General features: G+C 71.5%; 13 protein-coding genes. 7 read left to right on the top strand and 6 right to left on the bottom strand.

Features of this window, described 5'->3' with window-relative positions:
• Positions 1–159 precede the first annotated feature (159 nt).
• Positions 160–978, bottom strand: coding sequence for a nucleotidyltransferase (locus OG892_RS27740; protein ID WP_371630564.1), 819 nt, complete (start codon positions 976–978; stop codon positions 160–162).
• A gap of 49 nt (positions 979–1027) precedes the next feature.
• Positions 1028–1612, bottom strand: coding sequence for an isochorismatase family protein (locus tag OG892_RS27745; RefSeq protein ID WP_371630565.1), 585 nt, complete (start codon positions 1610–1612; stop codon positions 1028–1030).
• A gap of 197 nt (positions 1613–1809) precedes the next feature.
• On the opposite strand from OG892_RS27745, the gene lon reads away from it, so the two are divergent.
• Positions 1810–4236, top strand: coding sequence for an endopeptidase La (lon, locus tag OG892_RS27750; protein WP_073736944.1), 2427 nt, complete (start codon positions 1810–1812; stop codon positions 4234–4236).
• Positions 4237–4334: 98 nt separating this feature from the next.
• Here lon and OG892_RS27755 read toward each other — a convergent pair whose 3' ends face one another.
• Together OG892_RS27755 and OG892_RS27760 are read right to left on the bottom strand one after the other, a co-directional pair.
• Positions 4335–5015 (bottom strand): polysaccharide deacetylase family protein, encoded by a 681-nt coding sequence (locus OG892_RS27755; RefSeq protein ID WP_073737068.1) that lies wholly within the window; start codon positions 5013–5015, stop codon positions 4335–4337.
• A gap of 311 nt (positions 5016–5326) precedes the next feature.
• Positions 5327–6181, bottom strand: a complete 855-nt coding sequence (locus tag OG892_RS27760) for a lysozyme (protein ID WP_371630566.1) — start codon at positions 6179–6181, stop codon at positions 5327–5329.
• 224 nt (positions 6182–6405) lie between these two features.
• Here OG892_RS27760 and OG892_RS27765 point away from each other — a divergent pair, with 224 nt between their 5' ends.
• Positions 6406–6903, top strand: a complete 498-nt coding sequence (locus OG892_RS27765) for a MarR family winged helix-turn-helix transcriptional regulator (RefSeq protein WP_371630567.1) — start codon at positions 6406–6408, stop codon at positions 6901–6903.
• Positions 6904–6940: 37 nt separating this feature from the next.
• Here the strand turns inward: OG892_RS27765 and OG892_RS27770 are convergent, their stop codons facing one another.
• The gene (locus OG892_RS27770) at positions 6941–7726 is read right to left on the bottom strand and encodes a protein phosphatase 2C domain-containing protein (protein WP_371630568.1); all 786 of its coding nucleotides are present in this window, start codon (positions 7724–7726) and stop codon (positions 6941–6943) included.
• 363 nt (positions 7727–8089) lie between these two features.
• Between OG892_RS27770 and OG892_RS27775 the strand changes: the two genes are divergently transcribed.
• The 5 genes from OG892_RS27775 to OG892_RS27795 are packed head-to-tail and all read left to right on the top strand — an operon-like array spanning position 8090 to position 13917.
• A complete protein-coding gene (locus tag OG892_RS27775; protein WP_371630569.1) occupies positions 8090–11122 on the top strand; it encodes a nitrate- and nitrite sensing domain-containing protein in 3033 nt (1010 codons plus the stop codon).
• The gene (locus OG892_RS27780; RefSeq protein WP_073736939.1) at positions 11119–11598 is read left to right on the top strand and encodes a roadblock/LC7 domain-containing protein; all 480 of its coding nucleotides are present in this window, start codon (positions 11119–11121) and stop codon (positions 11596–11598) included. Before OG892_RS27775 ends, OG892_RS27780 begins: the two co-directional genes overlap by 4 nt.
• Entirely contained in the window at positions 11595–12011 is a 417-nt protein-coding gene (locus tag OG892_RS27785) for a DUF742 domain-containing protein (protein ID WP_371630570.1), read from the top strand. Before OG892_RS27780 ends, OG892_RS27785 begins: the two co-directional genes overlap by 4 nt.
• On the top strand, positions 11992–12651 hold the full coding sequence (locus OG892_RS27790; protein WP_073736937.1) for an ATP/GTP-binding protein: 660 nt from the start codon (positions 11992–11994) through the stop codon (positions 12649–12651). Before OG892_RS27785 ends, OG892_RS27790 begins: the two co-directional genes overlap by 20 nt.
• Before the next feature lie 30 nt (positions 12652–12681).
• Positions 12682–13917, top strand: a complete 1236-nt coding sequence (locus OG892_RS27795) for a styrene monooxygenase/indole monooxygenase family protein (protein ID WP_371630571.1) — start codon at positions 12682–12684, stop codon at positions 13915–13917.
• A gap of 61 nt (positions 13918–13978) precedes the next feature.
• Here OG892_RS27795 and OG892_RS27800 read toward each other — a convergent pair whose 3' ends face one another.
• Positions 13979–15157, bottom strand: a complete 1179-nt coding sequence (locus OG892_RS27800) for an NlpC/P60 family protein (RefSeq protein ID WP_371630572.1) — start codon at positions 15155–15157, stop codon at positions 13979–13981.
• Between the last annotated feature and the right edge of the window lie 198 nt (positions 15158–15355).

Genomic DNA, 15355 nt, shown 5'->3' on the forward strand with positions numbered 1-15355 from the left:
GGCTCGGTCGGCGGGTGCGGGCACCGCCGTTCGGTGTCGGGCCCATCCTGGCCCGCGCGGCGGTGCCGGGGCCAGCGGGTTGCCCGAGGCGCGGTGTCCGGGCGGGTGGGGTGCCCGAGCGGGCAGGGGCCGGTACGGTCCGGTCGCCGCCCGGCCGGTTCAGGGGCGCGGTGCCTTCTCGCCGTGCGCCGCGATGTGTTCGGCCGCCAGCCACGGGGCGAGGTCGTCGACGAGCATCGACAGGACGGCCGGGTCGGCGGTGGGGGCGTGGCCCGTGCGGGCGGCCAGCCGTATCTGTTCGGCCCGCTCGGGCAGGTGCGGGTAGTAGCGGGCGAAGAGTTCGGCGCACTCGGTCAGGTCACTGGTCCAGCCGCCCCACCTGGGCATCACCAGCGTGAAGCCGGTCCGCACGATCCGGCGGGCGACGCGGCGGCTCATGGCGCGGCGTTCGGAGTCCGTCGCGGACCCGGCCGCCCGCTCGTGCCAGCGCGGCAGCAGCAGGCACAGGTCGCCGTTGGTCTCCCGGGCGAGCAGCGAGGACGGGCGGTAGCGCGGCAGCCGCCCGGCGAGGTCGTCGCCGAGCAGCGGGGTGCACAGGCAGGCGATGAAGAAGCCCGCGTCATGGCGTTCGAGGTCGCTGAGCACGGTGTCCCTGCCGGACAGCAGGATGCCGACGCCGTCGATCTCCTCGAACGACGCGTCGAGTCCGGCCTCGACGGCGTCGGCGTCGGCGCGGTCCGCCTCGGTGGGTTCGGCGCGCAGGACCAGTTGCAGATCCAGGTCGGAGACGCCGGGAACGGCCGTGCCGCGCGGAATGCTGCCGTAGATGTAGGCACTGTCCAGCCGGTCGGGGCCGAAGACCTCGGAGATCCGGGAACGGGCAGCCGCCACGACCGGCGCGAACCGCTCCGGCACCCGGCTCAGCGAGCCCTCGCGGGCGATGGTGCCGTCCGGTTCCAGCCCTCTGTCTTCGTTCATAGAGGCACTCTGCCCTGTCGCCGATCCCACGCCGAACGCTTTTCGCGGCTCAGTGCGGAGGGGACGGCGGGGCGGCGAACGTCACGTCCGCGGCCGGCACGGTGACCTCGGCGTCGCCGCTGATCGCCCACGCCGCGACCCGGGACACCACGGCGGCCGGGACGGCGGCGCTGATGCCGGGGGCGGCCGGGATGTCCTGCGTCGCGTGGGCGTCGTACGGCAGGACGACCCGGTGGCCGAGGGCCAGGGCGGTACGGGCGGTGGCCTGGACGCACATCTCCGACATCACCCCGCACACCGCGAGCGACCGGGCCCCGGCACCGCTCAGCAGCTCTCCCAGCCGGGTGCCCGCGAAGCCGTCGTCCCTGGTCTTGCGGATCACCACCTCCCCGGGACCGGCCTCGACGGGCAGGTGGAGCGCCCAGCCCGGGGTGTGCGGCTCGTCGCCGGAGCCGGGCGCGCCGTCGTTCTGGAGGTGCACGACCAGCGCGCCGCCGCGCCGGGCCCGGTCGATCAGGTCCGCCACCCGCTCCAGGAGTCCGGCCGCGCCGGGCACCGCCCGTTCGCCCGTCACCCCCGCCTTCTGGACGTCCACGACCAGCAGGGCCTGCGCGGGGCGCGCGAAATCGTTCATGGCGTCATCCTGTCCGGCGCGGCCCACGCCTTCCACGGGATTACGCGGGATTTCGCGGGCCCTTCTCCGTGTTGCACGAGGGGCACACGGAGGCGGTCGTCCTGCTGATCGCTCACAGCGAACACATCCCCGGGAACATTGAGCGGCTCAGGAGCATTGAGTCTGCATAGCTCAACTTGACTGCCGAAGGGGAGATCATGGCTACTGAGTCCAATGCGGTCACACCGCTCACCCTGCCTGTGCTGCCGCTCGACGACGAGGTCGTGCTGCCCGGAATGGTGGTGCCTCTGGACCTGTCCGACACCGACGTACGCGCCGCTGTGGAGTCCGCCCAGGCCGTCGACCGCGAGGGCGGCGGCAAGCCCGAGGTGCTGCTCGTCCCGCGCATCGACGGCACCTACACCGGCATCGGTGTCATCGGCACCGTCGAACAGGTCGGACGGCTCTCCGACGGAGACCTCGGCGCGCTCATCAGGGGCCGCGGCCGGGTACGGATCGGCGCCGGTACCGGCGGACCGGGTTCCGCGCTCTGGGTGGAGGGCACTCGGGTCGACGCGTCGGCCCCGGACCCCCTTCCCGGCGCCGTCGCCGAGCTGGCCAAGGAGTACAAGGCGCTCGCCACCAGCTGGCTGAAGCAGCGCGGCGCCTGGCAGGTCGTGGACCGGGTCCAGCAGATCGAGGACATCTCCACCCTCGCCGACAACTCCGGATACTCCCCCTTCCTCACCACCGCCCAGAAGGTGCGGCTGCTGGAGACCGCGGACCCGGTCGCCAGGCTGAAGCTCGCCATCCAGTGGCTCGGTGAACACCTCGCGGAGCAGGACGTCGCGGAGTCCATCGCCAAGGACGTCCAGGAGGGCGTCGACAAGCAGCAGCGCGAGTTCCTGCTGCGGCGCCAGCTCGACGCCGTCCGCAAGGAGCTCTCCGAACTCAACGGCGACTCCGGATCCGGCGACGAGTCCGACGACTACCGGGCCCGCGTCGAGGCCGCAGACCTTCCCGGGCACGTCCGCGAGGCCGCGCTCAAGGAGGTCGACAAGCTGGAACGCTCCTCCGACCAGAGCCCCGAGGGCTCCTGGATCAGGACCTGGCTCGACACCGTCCTCGAACTGCCGTGGAACGAGCGGACCGAGGACGCCTACGACATCAAGGGCGCCCAGGAGATCCTGGACGCCGAGCACGCGGGCCTCCAGGACGTGAAGGAGCGCATCACCGAGTACCTCGCGGTGCGCAAGCGGCGCGCGGACCGCGGTCTCGGCGTCGTCGGCGGGCGGCGTGGGGGTGCGGTGCTGGCCCTGGTCGGACCTCCCGGAGTCGGAAAGACCTCGCTGGGTGAATCCGTCGCGCACGCCATGGGCCGCGAGTTCGTCCGCGTCGCGCTCGGCGGCGTCCGGGACGAGGCCGAGATCCGCGGCCACCGGCGCACCTACGTCGGCGCGCTCCCCGGCCGTATCGTCCGCGCCATCAAGGAGGCCGGTTCGATGAACCCGGTCGTCCTGCTCGACGAGATCGACAAGGTCGGCTCCGACTACCGGGGCGACCCGGCCGCAGCCCTCCTCGAAGTGCTCGACCCGGCCCAGAACCACACCTTCCGCGACCACTACCTGGAGGTCGAACTCGACCTCAGCGACGTCGTCTTCCTGGCCACCGCCAACGTCCTGGAAGCGATCCCGGAAGCCCTGCTCGACCGGATGGAGCTGGTCAGGCTCGACGGCTACACAGAGGACGAGAAGGTCGTCATCGCCCGCGACCACCTGCTCCCGCGCCAGCTGGAGCGGGCCGGCCTGGAGCCGGACGAGGTCACCCTCGACGAGTCCGCCCTGCGCAAGCTGGCCGGCGAGTACACCCGCGAGGCCGGCGTCCGGAACCTGGAGCGCTCCGTGGCCCGGCTGCTGCGCAAGGTCGCGGCCCAGCACGAGCTGGGCGACCGGGAGCTGCCGTTCACGGTGACCGATGAGCACCTGCGCGGCCTCATCGGCCGGCCGCACCACGTCCCCGAGTCCGCCCAGGACCCGGCCGAGCGCCGCACCGCGGTGCCGGGCGTGGCCACCGGGCTCGCGGTGACCGGCGCCGGCGGTGACGTCCTCTTCGTCGAGGCCTCGCTCGCCGACCCGGAGACCGGTGCGTCCGGACTGACCCTCACCGGCCAGCTCGGTGACGTCATGAAGGAGTCCGCGCAGATCGCGCTGAGCTTCCTGCGCTCGCACGGGGCGGAGCTGGAGCTGCCGGTCGCGGACCTCAAGGACCGGGGCGTGCACATCCACTTCCCGGCGGGCGCGGTCCCCAAGGACGGCCCGAGCGCGGGCATCACCCTGACGACCGCGCTGGCCTCGCTGCTCTCCGGACGCCTCGTCCGCACCGATGTGGCGATGACCGGTGAGGTGTCGCTGACCGGACGGGTGCTGCCGATCGGCGGTCTGAAGCAGAAGCTGCTCGCCGCCCACCGCGCAGGCATCACCACCGTGGTGATCCCGCAGCGCAACGAGGCCGACCTGGACGACGTCCCCGCCGAGGTGCTGGACACCCTGGAGGTCCATCCCGTCACCGACGTCCGCCAGGTCCTGGAGATCGCCCTCGCCCCGGCCTCGGCCCTGGCGGAGCGGAGGATTCCGGCCGCGGCGTAGGTGCCATGTCGTGACGGGCGTGGCAGCACGTACCCGGCCGGTACGGACGGCCCGTCGCCCCCTCGTGGGGAGGCGGGCCGTTTCGCGTACGCGAGGTCCTACGGGCGGTAGATCGTGCCCGGGACCGGCTCGGCGGGCGCCATCAGCTGGGGGACCGTCACGAAGGTGTAGCCCTGCTTCTTCAGCGCGTGGATGATGCCCGGCACCGCGGGAACCGAGCCCTTGTAGATGTCGTGCAGCAGGATGATGCCGTCCTTGCTCGCCTGGTCGAGTATCCGCTTCTTGATCAGCGCGGAGTCGGTCGTCGAGTAGTCCTTGGCGGTGGCGCTCCACAGGATCTGGGAGAGCCCCAGGTCCTTGCTTATGTTGGAGACGGTGTCGTCGGTGCGGCCCTGCGGCGGGCGCATCAGCCTCGGCTTCTTGCCGGTGATCGCCGCTATCGCGTTCTGGGTCTTCTCCAGCTCGGCGCGTATCTGGGCGGGCTTCTTGTCCGTCAGGATCTCGTGCGACCAGGTGTGGTTGGCCACCTCGTGCCCCTCGGCCTGGATCCGGCGGACCGTGTCGGGGTGCTTCTTCACATGGTTCTTGCCCAGCAGGAAGAAGGTCGCGTGGACCTTCTCCTTCTTGAGGATGTCCAGCAGGTGGGGGGTGTCCTCGGCCGGGCCCGCGTCGAACGTCAGGGCTATGCACTTGGCCTTGCGGCAGTCCACCGGGCCGAAAGAGCCCTTGGAGTCCGAGGCGGCGTCGGCGCGTGCGGATCCGGGGGCGGTGGTCTCCATCGAGCAGCCGCTGAGCGTGAGGGTGAGGGCCGTCACAAGGGTGACGGCCAACCCCGTACCGATCGACTTCGTCCTACTGCGCAAGGCGGGTCACTCCTTCTTGGCTGAATGTCCTGGCTGAATGGCGCACTCGGCGTGCGCCCGGAGGGACTATACACACCGCGTATACATGCCATGTATAGCGGGGTGCTCGCCTTCGCCTGAGGCTGAATGCCTGGTCAGGAGCGTGGAACGGGAAGAACCCGGCGACGGGGTGCGTCACCGGGTTCTTCTGCGGGGAGGGTGCGCCGGGCGGCTGCCGGCGGGGTGGCTCAGCCGTTGGCCAGTGCCTGTACGCGGTCGAGGGCGCCGTTGAAGTGGCTGTGGTCGCCCACGGTGGGGCCGGTCGAGGTGTACTGCCACATCGTGTAGAAGCCCCAGCCGGCCGGGAGTGCGCCGACCGTGGTGTTGTAGCGGGCCACCCAGAGCGGGTTGGTGGTGCCGAAGCCGGCGTTGTTGCCCGTGCAGGTCTGCCACCAGCTCGTCGCGGTGTAGATGACCGCGTCGCGTCCGGTGCGCGCCTTGTAGGTGTTCACGAAGTCGCGGATCCAGGAGACCATCGCGGCCGGGGTCTTGCCGTAGCACTGGTCGCCGTACGGATTCCACTCGATGTCGAGTGCGCCCGGCAGTGTCCTGCCGTCCTTGGACCAGCCGCCGCCGTGGTCGACGAAGTGGTTGGCCTGGACGGCACCGCTCGTGGTGTCCGGGGTGGCGAAGTGGTACGAGCCGCGGATCATCCCCACGTTGTACGAACCGTTGTACTGCTGGGTGAAGTCCTCGTTCGTGTAGTACGTGCCCTCGGTCGCCTTCACGTACGCCCACTTGACGCCGCTGCTCCAGAGGGCGGCCCAGTTCACGGCGTTCTGGTGGCCGCTGACGTCCACGCCCTCCGTCTGCACGGCACGGGTGTCGGCCGGCAGTCCGCCCCGGCCGTCGTGGGCGACGACGCCCATGCCCATGGTGGCCGAGCCCCGGGCGGGCTTCGTGGGGTCCCCGGTGGCCGGGTTGCCCGCGGCGCCCGCGGCGCCGGGCAGGGTGATGAGGAGGGAGAGTGCTGCGAGCAGAGTTCCCGCGGCCGCGATGCGTGAGCGGCGGGCGGTCTTCGAGCCGGATCTGTGCACGGGCATTGCGTGCCTCCGAGGCCTCAGTGGGGGGATCTGCTGACTCGGGGACCGGCGGGCGCACCCCCGAAGGCACGTCATGGTGTGAACATGCCATACATGACGCTACGCACGTAGACCCGCGTCGCGGAAGAGGGCCAGGGCGGTGCCGTTGGTCTACTCCTGCGAAATACTGGCGGAGCTGCGGCGATGACCAGCGGTGAAAGAAACTTTCAGCGGCAGGAAAGCTCATGAGGGGTGTTGACGTGCACGGGAGCGAAAGAGGGAGTGAACCCGGCGCAGCCGGGGCTAGTGGTGTGGACCACGAATTCCTTGCCCTGGAGCTGGAATTGGCGGTGTTCCTGCGCCGTGCGCGGGCGAATTCCGGCGAGATGGCGCGGGAGGTGCACCCGGAGCTGGAGGCCGCCGCCTACGGGCTCTTCGTGCGCCTGGAGTCGGCGGGCCGGCAGCGGGCCACGGATCTCGCCTCGTACTTCGGGGTCGGGAAGGCCACCATGAGCCGTCAACTGCGCGCCCTCGAAGGTCTCGGACTGGTGGCGCGCGAGCCCGATCCGGCCGACGGGCGGGCCTTCCTCGTCCGCCTCACCGACGAGGGCCTCGAACGCTTCCGGCACGTCCGTGACGCCCGCCGGGACCGCTACGTGAGCAAGCTCGCGGACTGGGACCGGGCCGAGGTCGCGGAACTGGCCCGGTTGCTGCACCACTTGAACGCCCGCGCGGAGGACTGACCGGGACGGTTGCCGGGGCGCGTCGCCGCGCACCGGCTCACAGCTCCGTGTAGAGCGCCGTCGCGTCGTCGTGGGTCTTGGCGCGCCGCAGCCGGATACGGTCCGTGTCCGCGTCCTCCAGGGCCCGGACCCGGTCGATCAGCCCCTGGGGCCCCTCCTTGCGCAGCACCCCGAGGCAGTCCGTCCAGTCGCCCTCGCCGAACATCTCCGTCCAGCGGCTCGCGCCGTCCGTCATCGCGGCCAGGGCCCGCACCTCGGCGCGGGGCGTACGCCCCGTCACCGCGCGCTGCGCCACGGCCGGATCGGCGGCGGCGGTGAAGAAGCCGCCCTCCTTGTTCCGGGCCCGCGCGTCGGTGATCGCCTCCGAGGCGAGCGAGGTGGCCGGCAGCCGGTCGAGCCGGTCGTCCAGCAGGGCGCGCACGGTTCCGTCGGGCGATTCGAGGAGCAGCACGGAATCGGACAGGACCAGGTGTTCGATGGCCGTCTCGTCCCAACGCACCATGACGACGGTTGCCTGCGGTGTGCGCACGTGAGAAAGGTCACACAGGGAACGGTGCGCGTCCGCGGTGCGCCGGATGGACGCGGCCAGGATCTCCCGCAGGGTCAGATCTCGCCGCGAACCCGACAGTTCGACCAGTGCGCCGCCCAGCCGTGCGGTGAACCACGGGACCGAGTGCACACAACCGTCGTCCCCCTGCGGCGGGGTGACCCCGTCGAGCAGCACCAGCCCCCCGCCCTGGCCGGAAGCGGGGAGGACGGTGGCGGCCCAGTCCTCGTTCGAGCGCCCGGGAATGCCGGCGGTGGTGGCGAGCTCCATACGCATACGGTCAGTCTGCACGACGCCTTCACGAGGCGTGCACGGAGCCGGGCCGGCTCGTACCAGCAGGTCAGGCGGGCGGCTGGAGCGGAGGTAATCACTCCGCCAGGTGTGCGGGCGGGCATCCTGCCAAAGCCCGCCCGGAAGTTCCAGCCGGACGGCCAGGTGTACCCACGGGGCCCCGTGGGGAGAGTTGTTCGTCAACTCTTGAGTGTTGTTCACTCGTTCGAGTGGCGGAGCGGTTGATGCGCGCCCCCCTCTCAAAAGCACTGGAATGGTCAGAAGCCGTACCAGGAGGCGGGGCGCTCGTTCAAGTGGCCGTGCGTCACCTCTGCTTCAAGGGCGGACGAGTCAAGATTGCGAGCACCGGTGCAGAAGAAGCGGCCTCGGAGCAAGGGCAGCAAGAACAGCGGTTCCGAGGTGGCGTCTTCGGCGCCGGCCGAAGGCGGGCGCACCGTGCGCGTACGCAGTCGGCTGGTCGCGGGAGTCGCGGTCGTCGGGATCACCGTCATAGCCGCGGGGGCTCCGGCCGCCCTCAGCGCCTCCTCAGAGCTGAACGACTCGCAGCGGTTGGTCACCCTCGCCGAGCTGAACCAGCAGGCCATCGCGCTGGCGCACTCCCTCGCGGACGAGCGCGACGAGGTCACCGCGTACATCGCCGCCGGCCGGGAGGGAAAGCCCGGTCAGGGCGGCGCCACCGGGAGCCGGAGCGCCCGCGTCGACCAGCAGGTCGACGAGATCCGCGACGCGGCCCCCGAAGTCCTGCGCCGCGACCTCTCCACCATCCCCTCGCTGCGCCGCGACGCCGTCAGCGGCAAGGGTTCGGCGCTGGAGGCCCACCAGTCGTACTCCGAGGTCATCGCCAAGCTCCACGGCCTCGCGGACGAGCTCGCGGAGAAGACCCCGCCGCGCGCCGCCGGAGCGGGCCGCGCCCCGCTCGCCCTCGGCCAGGCCACCGAGCACGCCTCGGCCACCCGCGGGCTGCTGCTCGCCGCGCTCGCCGTCCCCCGCAAGGAGCCGGTGACACAGACCGACCCCTTCACCGGGCTGCCCGTCCAGACCCAGGACGAGGGCGCCACCAAGGACGACCGCACCCGGGACGAGCTGAGCGCCGCCGCCCAGCAGGCCCGGGTCGGCGAGCTGTCCTCGCTCGCCGACTTCGACCAGGCGGCCGGCGCCACCGCCCGCGACAAGCTCGCGTCCACCGTCACCGGCCCCGAGGTCAACAACGCGGAGAAGTACCTCGCGGAGCTCACCGACCGCCCCGAGCTCTCCGACGCCGACCAGAAGGTCAGCAGCAAGAAGACCGGAGCGGCGCTCTCCGCCCGGATCGACCGGATGCGCAGCGTCGAGTCCGCGCTCGGCACCGCCCAGGTGCAGCGGCTGGAGCAGCTGCGCGACGACGACGTCACCGCGCTCGAACTGCGGATCGCGCTGCTCGGCGGCTGCTTCCTGATCGCCGTCGGCGTCTCCACCGCCGTGGCCCGCACCCTCACCCAGCCGCTCGCCGTGCTGCGGATCGGTGCCGCCCGCCTCGCGACGGAACCCGACACCGCGGAACCGGTCCGCTACACCGGCCGCAACGACGAGTTCGCCCAGGTCGTCCGGTCCATCAACGCCCTGCACGGCAGGCTGCACGGACTGCTCCACGACTTCAACGGGCGGTTCGGGAAGCTGGAGAGCGAACGCGCCGAGCTGATCGCGGGCCGCGAGGCGCTCACCATCCAGCGCGCCGAACTCCAGGTCCACACGGCCGACCTGACCGCCCAGCTGGAGAAGCTGAAGAACACCGTCCACCACACCTTCGTCAACCTCTCGCTGCGCAACCTCGGCCTCGTCGAGCGCCAGCTCGGGGTCGTCGAGTCGATGGAGGAGCGCGAGCAGGACCCGGACCGGCTCGCCACCCTCTTCAAGCTCGACCACATGGCCACGGTCATGCGCCGCCACAGCGAGAACATGCTGGTCCTCGCGGGCGCCGAGCACGGACACGCCCACCCGGGCCCGATTCCGCTGGTCGACGTGGCGCGCGCGGCGGTCAGCGAGATCGAGCGGTACGAGCGGGTCACCATCCAGTCCCTGCCGCCGCACGCCCAGATCGCCGGATTCGCCGCCGACGACCTCAGCCACCTGGTCGCGGAACTCCTGGAGAACGCCACCTCCTTCTCGCCGCCCGACTCCAAGGTCCAGCTCTCCGGCTGGCTGCTGGAGACCGGCGAGGTCATGCTCTCCGTGCAGGACGAGGGCATCGGCATGTCGTCCGTACGGATGGGCGAGCTCAACACCCGGCTGGCCGACCCGTCGCTCTTCGAGGCGGGCGAACAGAACGCGGACGGCGCCGGTCTCGGCCTCCAGGTGACCTCGCTGCTGGCCGCGCGCCACGCCGTGCGGGTCCAGCTGCGCGAGCAGAAGGGCAACGGGGTGACGGCGGTCGTCGTCCTGCCCACCGCCCTGCTGCCGAAGGCACCGCCCGCCGCCACCCCGCCGCCGGTCACCGCGCCCGGCGACGCACCGACGCTGAACCTGCCGGGCTCGGTGGCGGAGGCCAACTCCAACGCACTGCCGAGCCGCACACCGGCACTCTCGGCCGACCCGCTGATCGCGGCGGCCGAACAGACGATCGCCGAGTCCGAGGCCGGAACCCAGCCGCAGCCCGAGGCCGGAACCCAGCCGCAGCCCGAGGCCGCACCGGCACCCCAGCCCGAACCCGAGTCCGCACCGGCAACAGAGCCCACGTCCGCAACAGAGCCCGCGTCCGCACCGGAATCCGCGCCCGAGCCGCCCTCGGCGCGTCCGGAGAGCGACTCCGAGACCACGATGCAGGTCCGGCTTCCCCGGGTGCCCGAGTTCGACGACGTACCCGAGTTCACCCACGCGCCCGCCTTCGGCGAAGGACCCGAGCCCACGCTCGCGTCCGGCCCCTACGCCATCGGCCCCGACACCCACGAGCGCGCCGCCGACGAGGGCCCGCAGCCGGAGCCCGGCCCGGCGCCCACCCCGGCGCCTGCCCCGGCCCCGCCCGCCCCGGCCCCCGCGCCCGTCGCCGCCCCGGCGGCCGACACCGTGCCCGGTCCGCGCCACCCGGAGCCCGACCGCGCCGCGGCCCGGGTCACGGAGAAGGGGCTGCCCAAGCGCACCCCCAAGGTCGTCGCGCCGGCCGCCGCCCCCGCCGCGGACCGCACGGGCAGCGTGGACAAGGACGCCCTGCGCCGCCGGCTGGGCGGCTTCCACCAGGGCGCGAAGGACGGCCGCAGGGACGTCGAGGCGGAGATCGCCGAGTCCACCACGCCGGGGACGGCCGTTCCGGCCGCGCGCACCGCACGTACAGGCCAAACTGAGGCGGCCGACCGTACCGACGGTCGAACCGACGAGACGGGGGACACAGTCGAGGAGGCACGCAGTTGACTGCGCCCAGCACATTCGGCCTGAGTACCGAGGCCCGGAACCTTCAGTGGTTGCTGAGCAATCTGGTGGAGGAGGTGCCAGGGGTCCACTCGGTCACCGTCGTCTCGTCGGACGGCCTGATGCTGCTCTCCTCCGACCCCGGCCACCAGGCCGCCCGGATCACAGGCAAGCAGGACGGCCCCCGGGGCTCCAGCGCCGACCTGGCGACCATCGTCTCCGGGATCGGCAGCCTCACCGTCGGCGCCGCGAAGCTGATGGAGGGCGGCGGTGTCAAGCAGACGATGGTCGCCATGGAGGAGGGCAGCGTCTTCGTCATGTCGATCAGCGACGGCTCGCTGCTCGGCGTGCACGCCACCCCCGACTGCGACATGAGCGTCATCGCCTACCACATGGCGCTCTTCGTCGGCCGAGCCGGCCACGTACTCACCCCCGAACTCCGCAGTGAGCTGCGCAAATCGATGGAGAGCGCCCAGTGACCCCCGCCGCCGCCGAACCCGCCCGCAGGCTCCCCGTCCGGGGGGCGGACAAACGCCCCGCCCGGGTCCGCCCGTACTCGCTCACCGGCGGCCGCACCCGGTTCGGCCACGTCCTGCTCGTCGAGACGTTCGTGGCCGCGCTCGAAGCCCCGCACGAGCGGCGTGAACTGACGAACGGCAACCTTGCCTCGCGCGTCATGCCGGAGCTCCAGGCCATCGTCGAGCTCTGCCGCCGGATGCGTACCGTCGCGGAGATCTCCGCACTGCTGAAGATGCCGCTCGGCGTGGTCCGGGTACTGCTCAGCGACTTGGCCGACCAGGGAAAGATCCGCGTGTACGGGACCGGGCACGGCACCGGCCAGCCCGACCGCGCACTGCTCGAAAGGGTGCTCAATGGACTCCGTCGTCTCTGACGTCTCCGAGTCGCAGCTGTTCGCCCCGCGTCAGCCGGGGCCCGGGGACCAGGCGGAAGAAGGCCTGCAGGACTGGCAGCTGGACCACACCAGGGCCCCGGTCGCCACGAAGATAGTGGTCGCGGGCGGCTTCGGCGTCGGCAAGACCACCTTCGTGGGCGCGGTCTCCGAGATCACCCCGCTGAAGACCGAAGCGATGATGACCCAGGCCAGCGAGGAGACCGACGACCTCAGCGCCACGCCCGACAAGGTCACCACGACCGTCGCCATGGACTTCGGCCGCCTCACGCTCGGCGACGACCTCGTGCTGTACGTCTTCGGCACCCCGGGCCAGCAGCGCTTCTGGTTCATGTGGGACGACCTGGTGCGCGGCTCGATCGGCGCGATCGTGATGGCCGACACCCGACGGCTGGCCGACTGCTTCCCGGCCCTCGACTACTTCGAGAGCTGCGGACTGCCGTACATCGTGGCCGTCAACCACTTCGAGGGCACGCCCGGGTTCGACTCCGAGGACGTCAGGGAGGCCCTGACCGTACCCCCGCACGTACCTGTTGTGATCATGGACGCGCGTAACAGGATCAACGTCGTCGAGGCTCTGCTGGCCCTGGTGGGCCACGCCCTCGAGGTATCCCCGGAATAGCTCGCACGTCACACACAACGGAGAACCGCGATGCGGAAGATACTCATAGTCGGAGCCGGTCAGTCCGGGCTCCAGCTCGCCCTGGGACTGCAGTCCAGAGGGTACGAAGTCACCCTCATGTCCAACCGCACCGCCGACGAGATCCGTTCGGGGCGGGTCATGTCGACGCAGTGCATGTTCCACACCGCGCTCCAGCACGAGCGGGACTACCAGCTCAACTTCTGGGAGTCCCAGGCCCCGCGCATCGAGGGCCTCGGCGTCTCGGTGACCGCACCCGACTCCTCGCGCGCCGTCGACTGGGTCGGCAAGCTGGACGGCTTCGCGCAGTCCGTGGACCAGCGCGTGAAGATGGCCGGCTGGATGGACACCTTCGCCCAGCGCGGTGGACAGCTCGTCATCCACGGCGCTGCCGTCTCGGACCTGGACTACTTCTCCCGCACCTACGACCTGGTGATGGTCTCCGCGGGCAAGGGCGAGCTGGTCTCCATGTTCGGCCGGGACGCGTCCCGCTCCCCGTTCGACGCCCCGCAGCGCGCCCTCGCCGTCGCGTACGTCCACGGCATGGGTCCGCGCCCGGAGCACCCCGAGTTCGACGCGGTGCGGTGCAACCTGGTCCCGGGCGTGGGCGAGCTGTTCGTGATGCCGACGCTGACCACGTCCGGCCGGGCCGACATCCTGTTCTGGGAGGGCGTGCCGGGCGGTCCGCTCGACGTCTTCCAGGGCATCAAGGACCCCTCGGAGCACCTGGCCATGACGCTGGAGCTGATGGAGCGGTTCGTCCCGTGGGAGTACGCCCGCGCCACGAAGGTCGAACTGACCGACGCCAACGGCACCCTCGCCGGCCGCTACGCCCCCACCGTCCGCAAGCCGATCGGCCGGCTGCCCGGCGGCGGTCTGGTGCTCGGCGTAGCGGACGTGGTCGTCGCCAACGACCCGATCACCGGCCAGGGTTCCAACTCGGCGTCCAAGTGCGCGAACGCCTACCTGGACTCGATCATCGAGCACGGCGACGGCGAGTTCGACGCGGCGTGGATGCAGTCCACGTTCGACCGCTACTGGGACACCGCCCAGCACGCCGTGAGGTGGACGAACGCGATGCTCGGCGTGCCGCCGGAGCACGTGCTGAACCTGATCGGCGCCGCCGGCCAGCTCCAGCCGGTCGCGGACCGCTTCGCCAACGGATTCAACGACCCGGCGGACTTCGACAACTTCTTCTTCGAGCCGGAGAAGACGAACGCGTACCTCGCCTCGGTGTCCGGGGCCTGAGTGCTCTCCACCCGCTGAACGGACCTGCCCGCCCCGGCCGGTCCGTTCAGCGGGTGCGCTGTCATCCGGTGGGCGCGGTGGAGACGCTGTAGCCCTCGTCCGAGCCACCGGAGGCCCCTCCGGGGAGCTCCGGAGCCTTGTACGTACGCAGCGGGGTGCTCTCCGGGTCCGGCCTGACCGCGCCCAGCAGCGGGTTCGAGGCCAGTGGTGAGACCTTCACCAGGGAGCCCGGGCGGGGTGCCTGCACCACCAGCCCGTTGCCGATGTACAGCGCCACGTGCGTGGCCTTCGGGAAGTAGACCACCAGGTCACCCGGGCGCAGCGCGCTCACCGGCACCTTGCGGAGCTGCCGCCACTGCTCCTGCGACGTACGCGGAATGGTGCGTCCGGCGTCCGCCCAGGCCTGCGAGGTGAGCCCGGAGCAGTCGAAGGACGAGGGGCCCTCCGCGCCCCACACGTACGGCTTGCCGATCTGCCGGACCGCGTACCGGACCGCCTCGCCGCCCTCCTCCGACGGCGGCCGGGTCGAGGACAGGGCGCCCGAGGTGACCAGTGCGTTCTGGGCCTCTGCCGTGCCCTTCTGTTCGAGGCCGGACACCTCGGCGAGCTGGTCCGCGGAGAGCGTGGCGAGCTTCGCCTCGACCTCCTTCAGACGTTTCTGCACGGCGTCGCGGTCCTTCTTCTGCCGTGCGGCCAGCACCTGCTGCCGGTCGAGCACCTTGCGGGATTCCTTGGCCAGTTCGTCGGCGTGCTTCTCGGCACCGGTGAGCCGTTTCACGGCCGCCACCCGGCCTGCGGCCAGCCGCTGGATGACCTGGCCCTGGTCCAGGGCCTGCGCGGGGTCGCGGGACAGCAGCAGTCGCAGATACGAGGAGAAGTCGGACCGGCCCTGGTACTGCTCGCGGGCGAGGCGTCCGGCGGCGTCGCGGCCGCGCGACAGCGAGAGCCGGGCGGTGACGAGGGCGGCGTCCAGCTTCTTCGCCTCGGCCGTCCGCTTCTTCAGCTCGGCCGCCGTCCCGTTGTAGGTCTCGGTGGCCTCCTCGGCCTGCTGGTACAGCTTCTGCAGCTCCACCAGCAGCGCGGCGGCGCCGGTGGCGGGATCCGCCGCTTCCGGGGCGGCCTCGCCCACGGGAGAGGGGGACGGGGAGGGGGAGGGTGCGGCCACGGCGGCGGCCGGTGACGTCACGACGACGGCTGCGAGCGCCGCCGTGCAGACGGAGCGCAAGACACTGCCCGGCACGACATCACCTCCGGTAGCGGGGCGAATCGTCGGACTACCCCATAAGTGAGCGCAATGCCTCTATACGCTCACCTGCCGTCAGGTGATTCAAGAACCGAGGTGCGTGGCGGCGGCCGGATCCCCCGGAAGGCGGCGGTTCCACGCCGCCCTCCGGACCGGCGGCCGACCGGCCGGTCAGTTCGACTGATCAGTCCGGCG

This window comes from Streptomyces sp. NBC_00341, from assembly GCF_041435055.1.
Taxonomy (GTDB): Bacteria; Actinomycetota; Actinomycetes; order Streptomycetales; family Streptomycetaceae; genus Streptomyces.

Coding starts and splice junctions, on each gene's coding strand:
- OG892_RS27740 (WP_371630564.1), bottom strand. CDS start 978: ATGAACGAAGACAGAGGGCTGGAACCGGACGGCACCATCGCCCGCGAG.
- OG892_RS27745 (WP_371630565.1), bottom strand. CDS start 1,612: ATGAACGATTTCGCGCGCCCCGCGCAGGCCCTGCTGGTCGTGGACGTC.
- lon (WP_073736944.1), top strand. CDS start 1,810: ATGGCTACTGAGTCCAATGCGGTCACACCGCTCACCCTGCCTGTGCTG.
- OG892_RS27755 (WP_073737068.1), bottom strand. CDS start 5,015: ATGGAGACCACCGCCCCCGGATCCGCACGCGCCGACGCCGCCTCGGAC.
- OG892_RS27760 (WP_371630566.1), bottom strand. CDS start 6,181: ATGCCCGTGCACAGATCCGGCTCGAAGACCGCCCGCCGCTCACGCATC.
- OG892_RS27765 (WP_371630567.1), top strand. CDS start 6,406: ATGAGGGGTGTTGACGTGCACGGGAGCGAAAGAGGGAGTGAACCCGGC.
- OG892_RS27770 (WP_371630568.1), bottom strand. CDS start 7,726: ATGCGTATGGAGCTCGCCACCACCGCCGGCATTCCCGGGCGCTCGAAC.
- OG892_RS27790 (WP_073736937.1), top strand. CDS start 11,992: ATGGACTCCGTCGTCTCTGACGTCTCCGAGTCGCAGCTGTTCGCCCCG.
- OG892_RS27795 (WP_371630571.1), top strand. CDS start 12,682: ATGCGGAAGATACTCATAGTCGGAGCCGGTCAGTCCGGGCTCCAGCTC.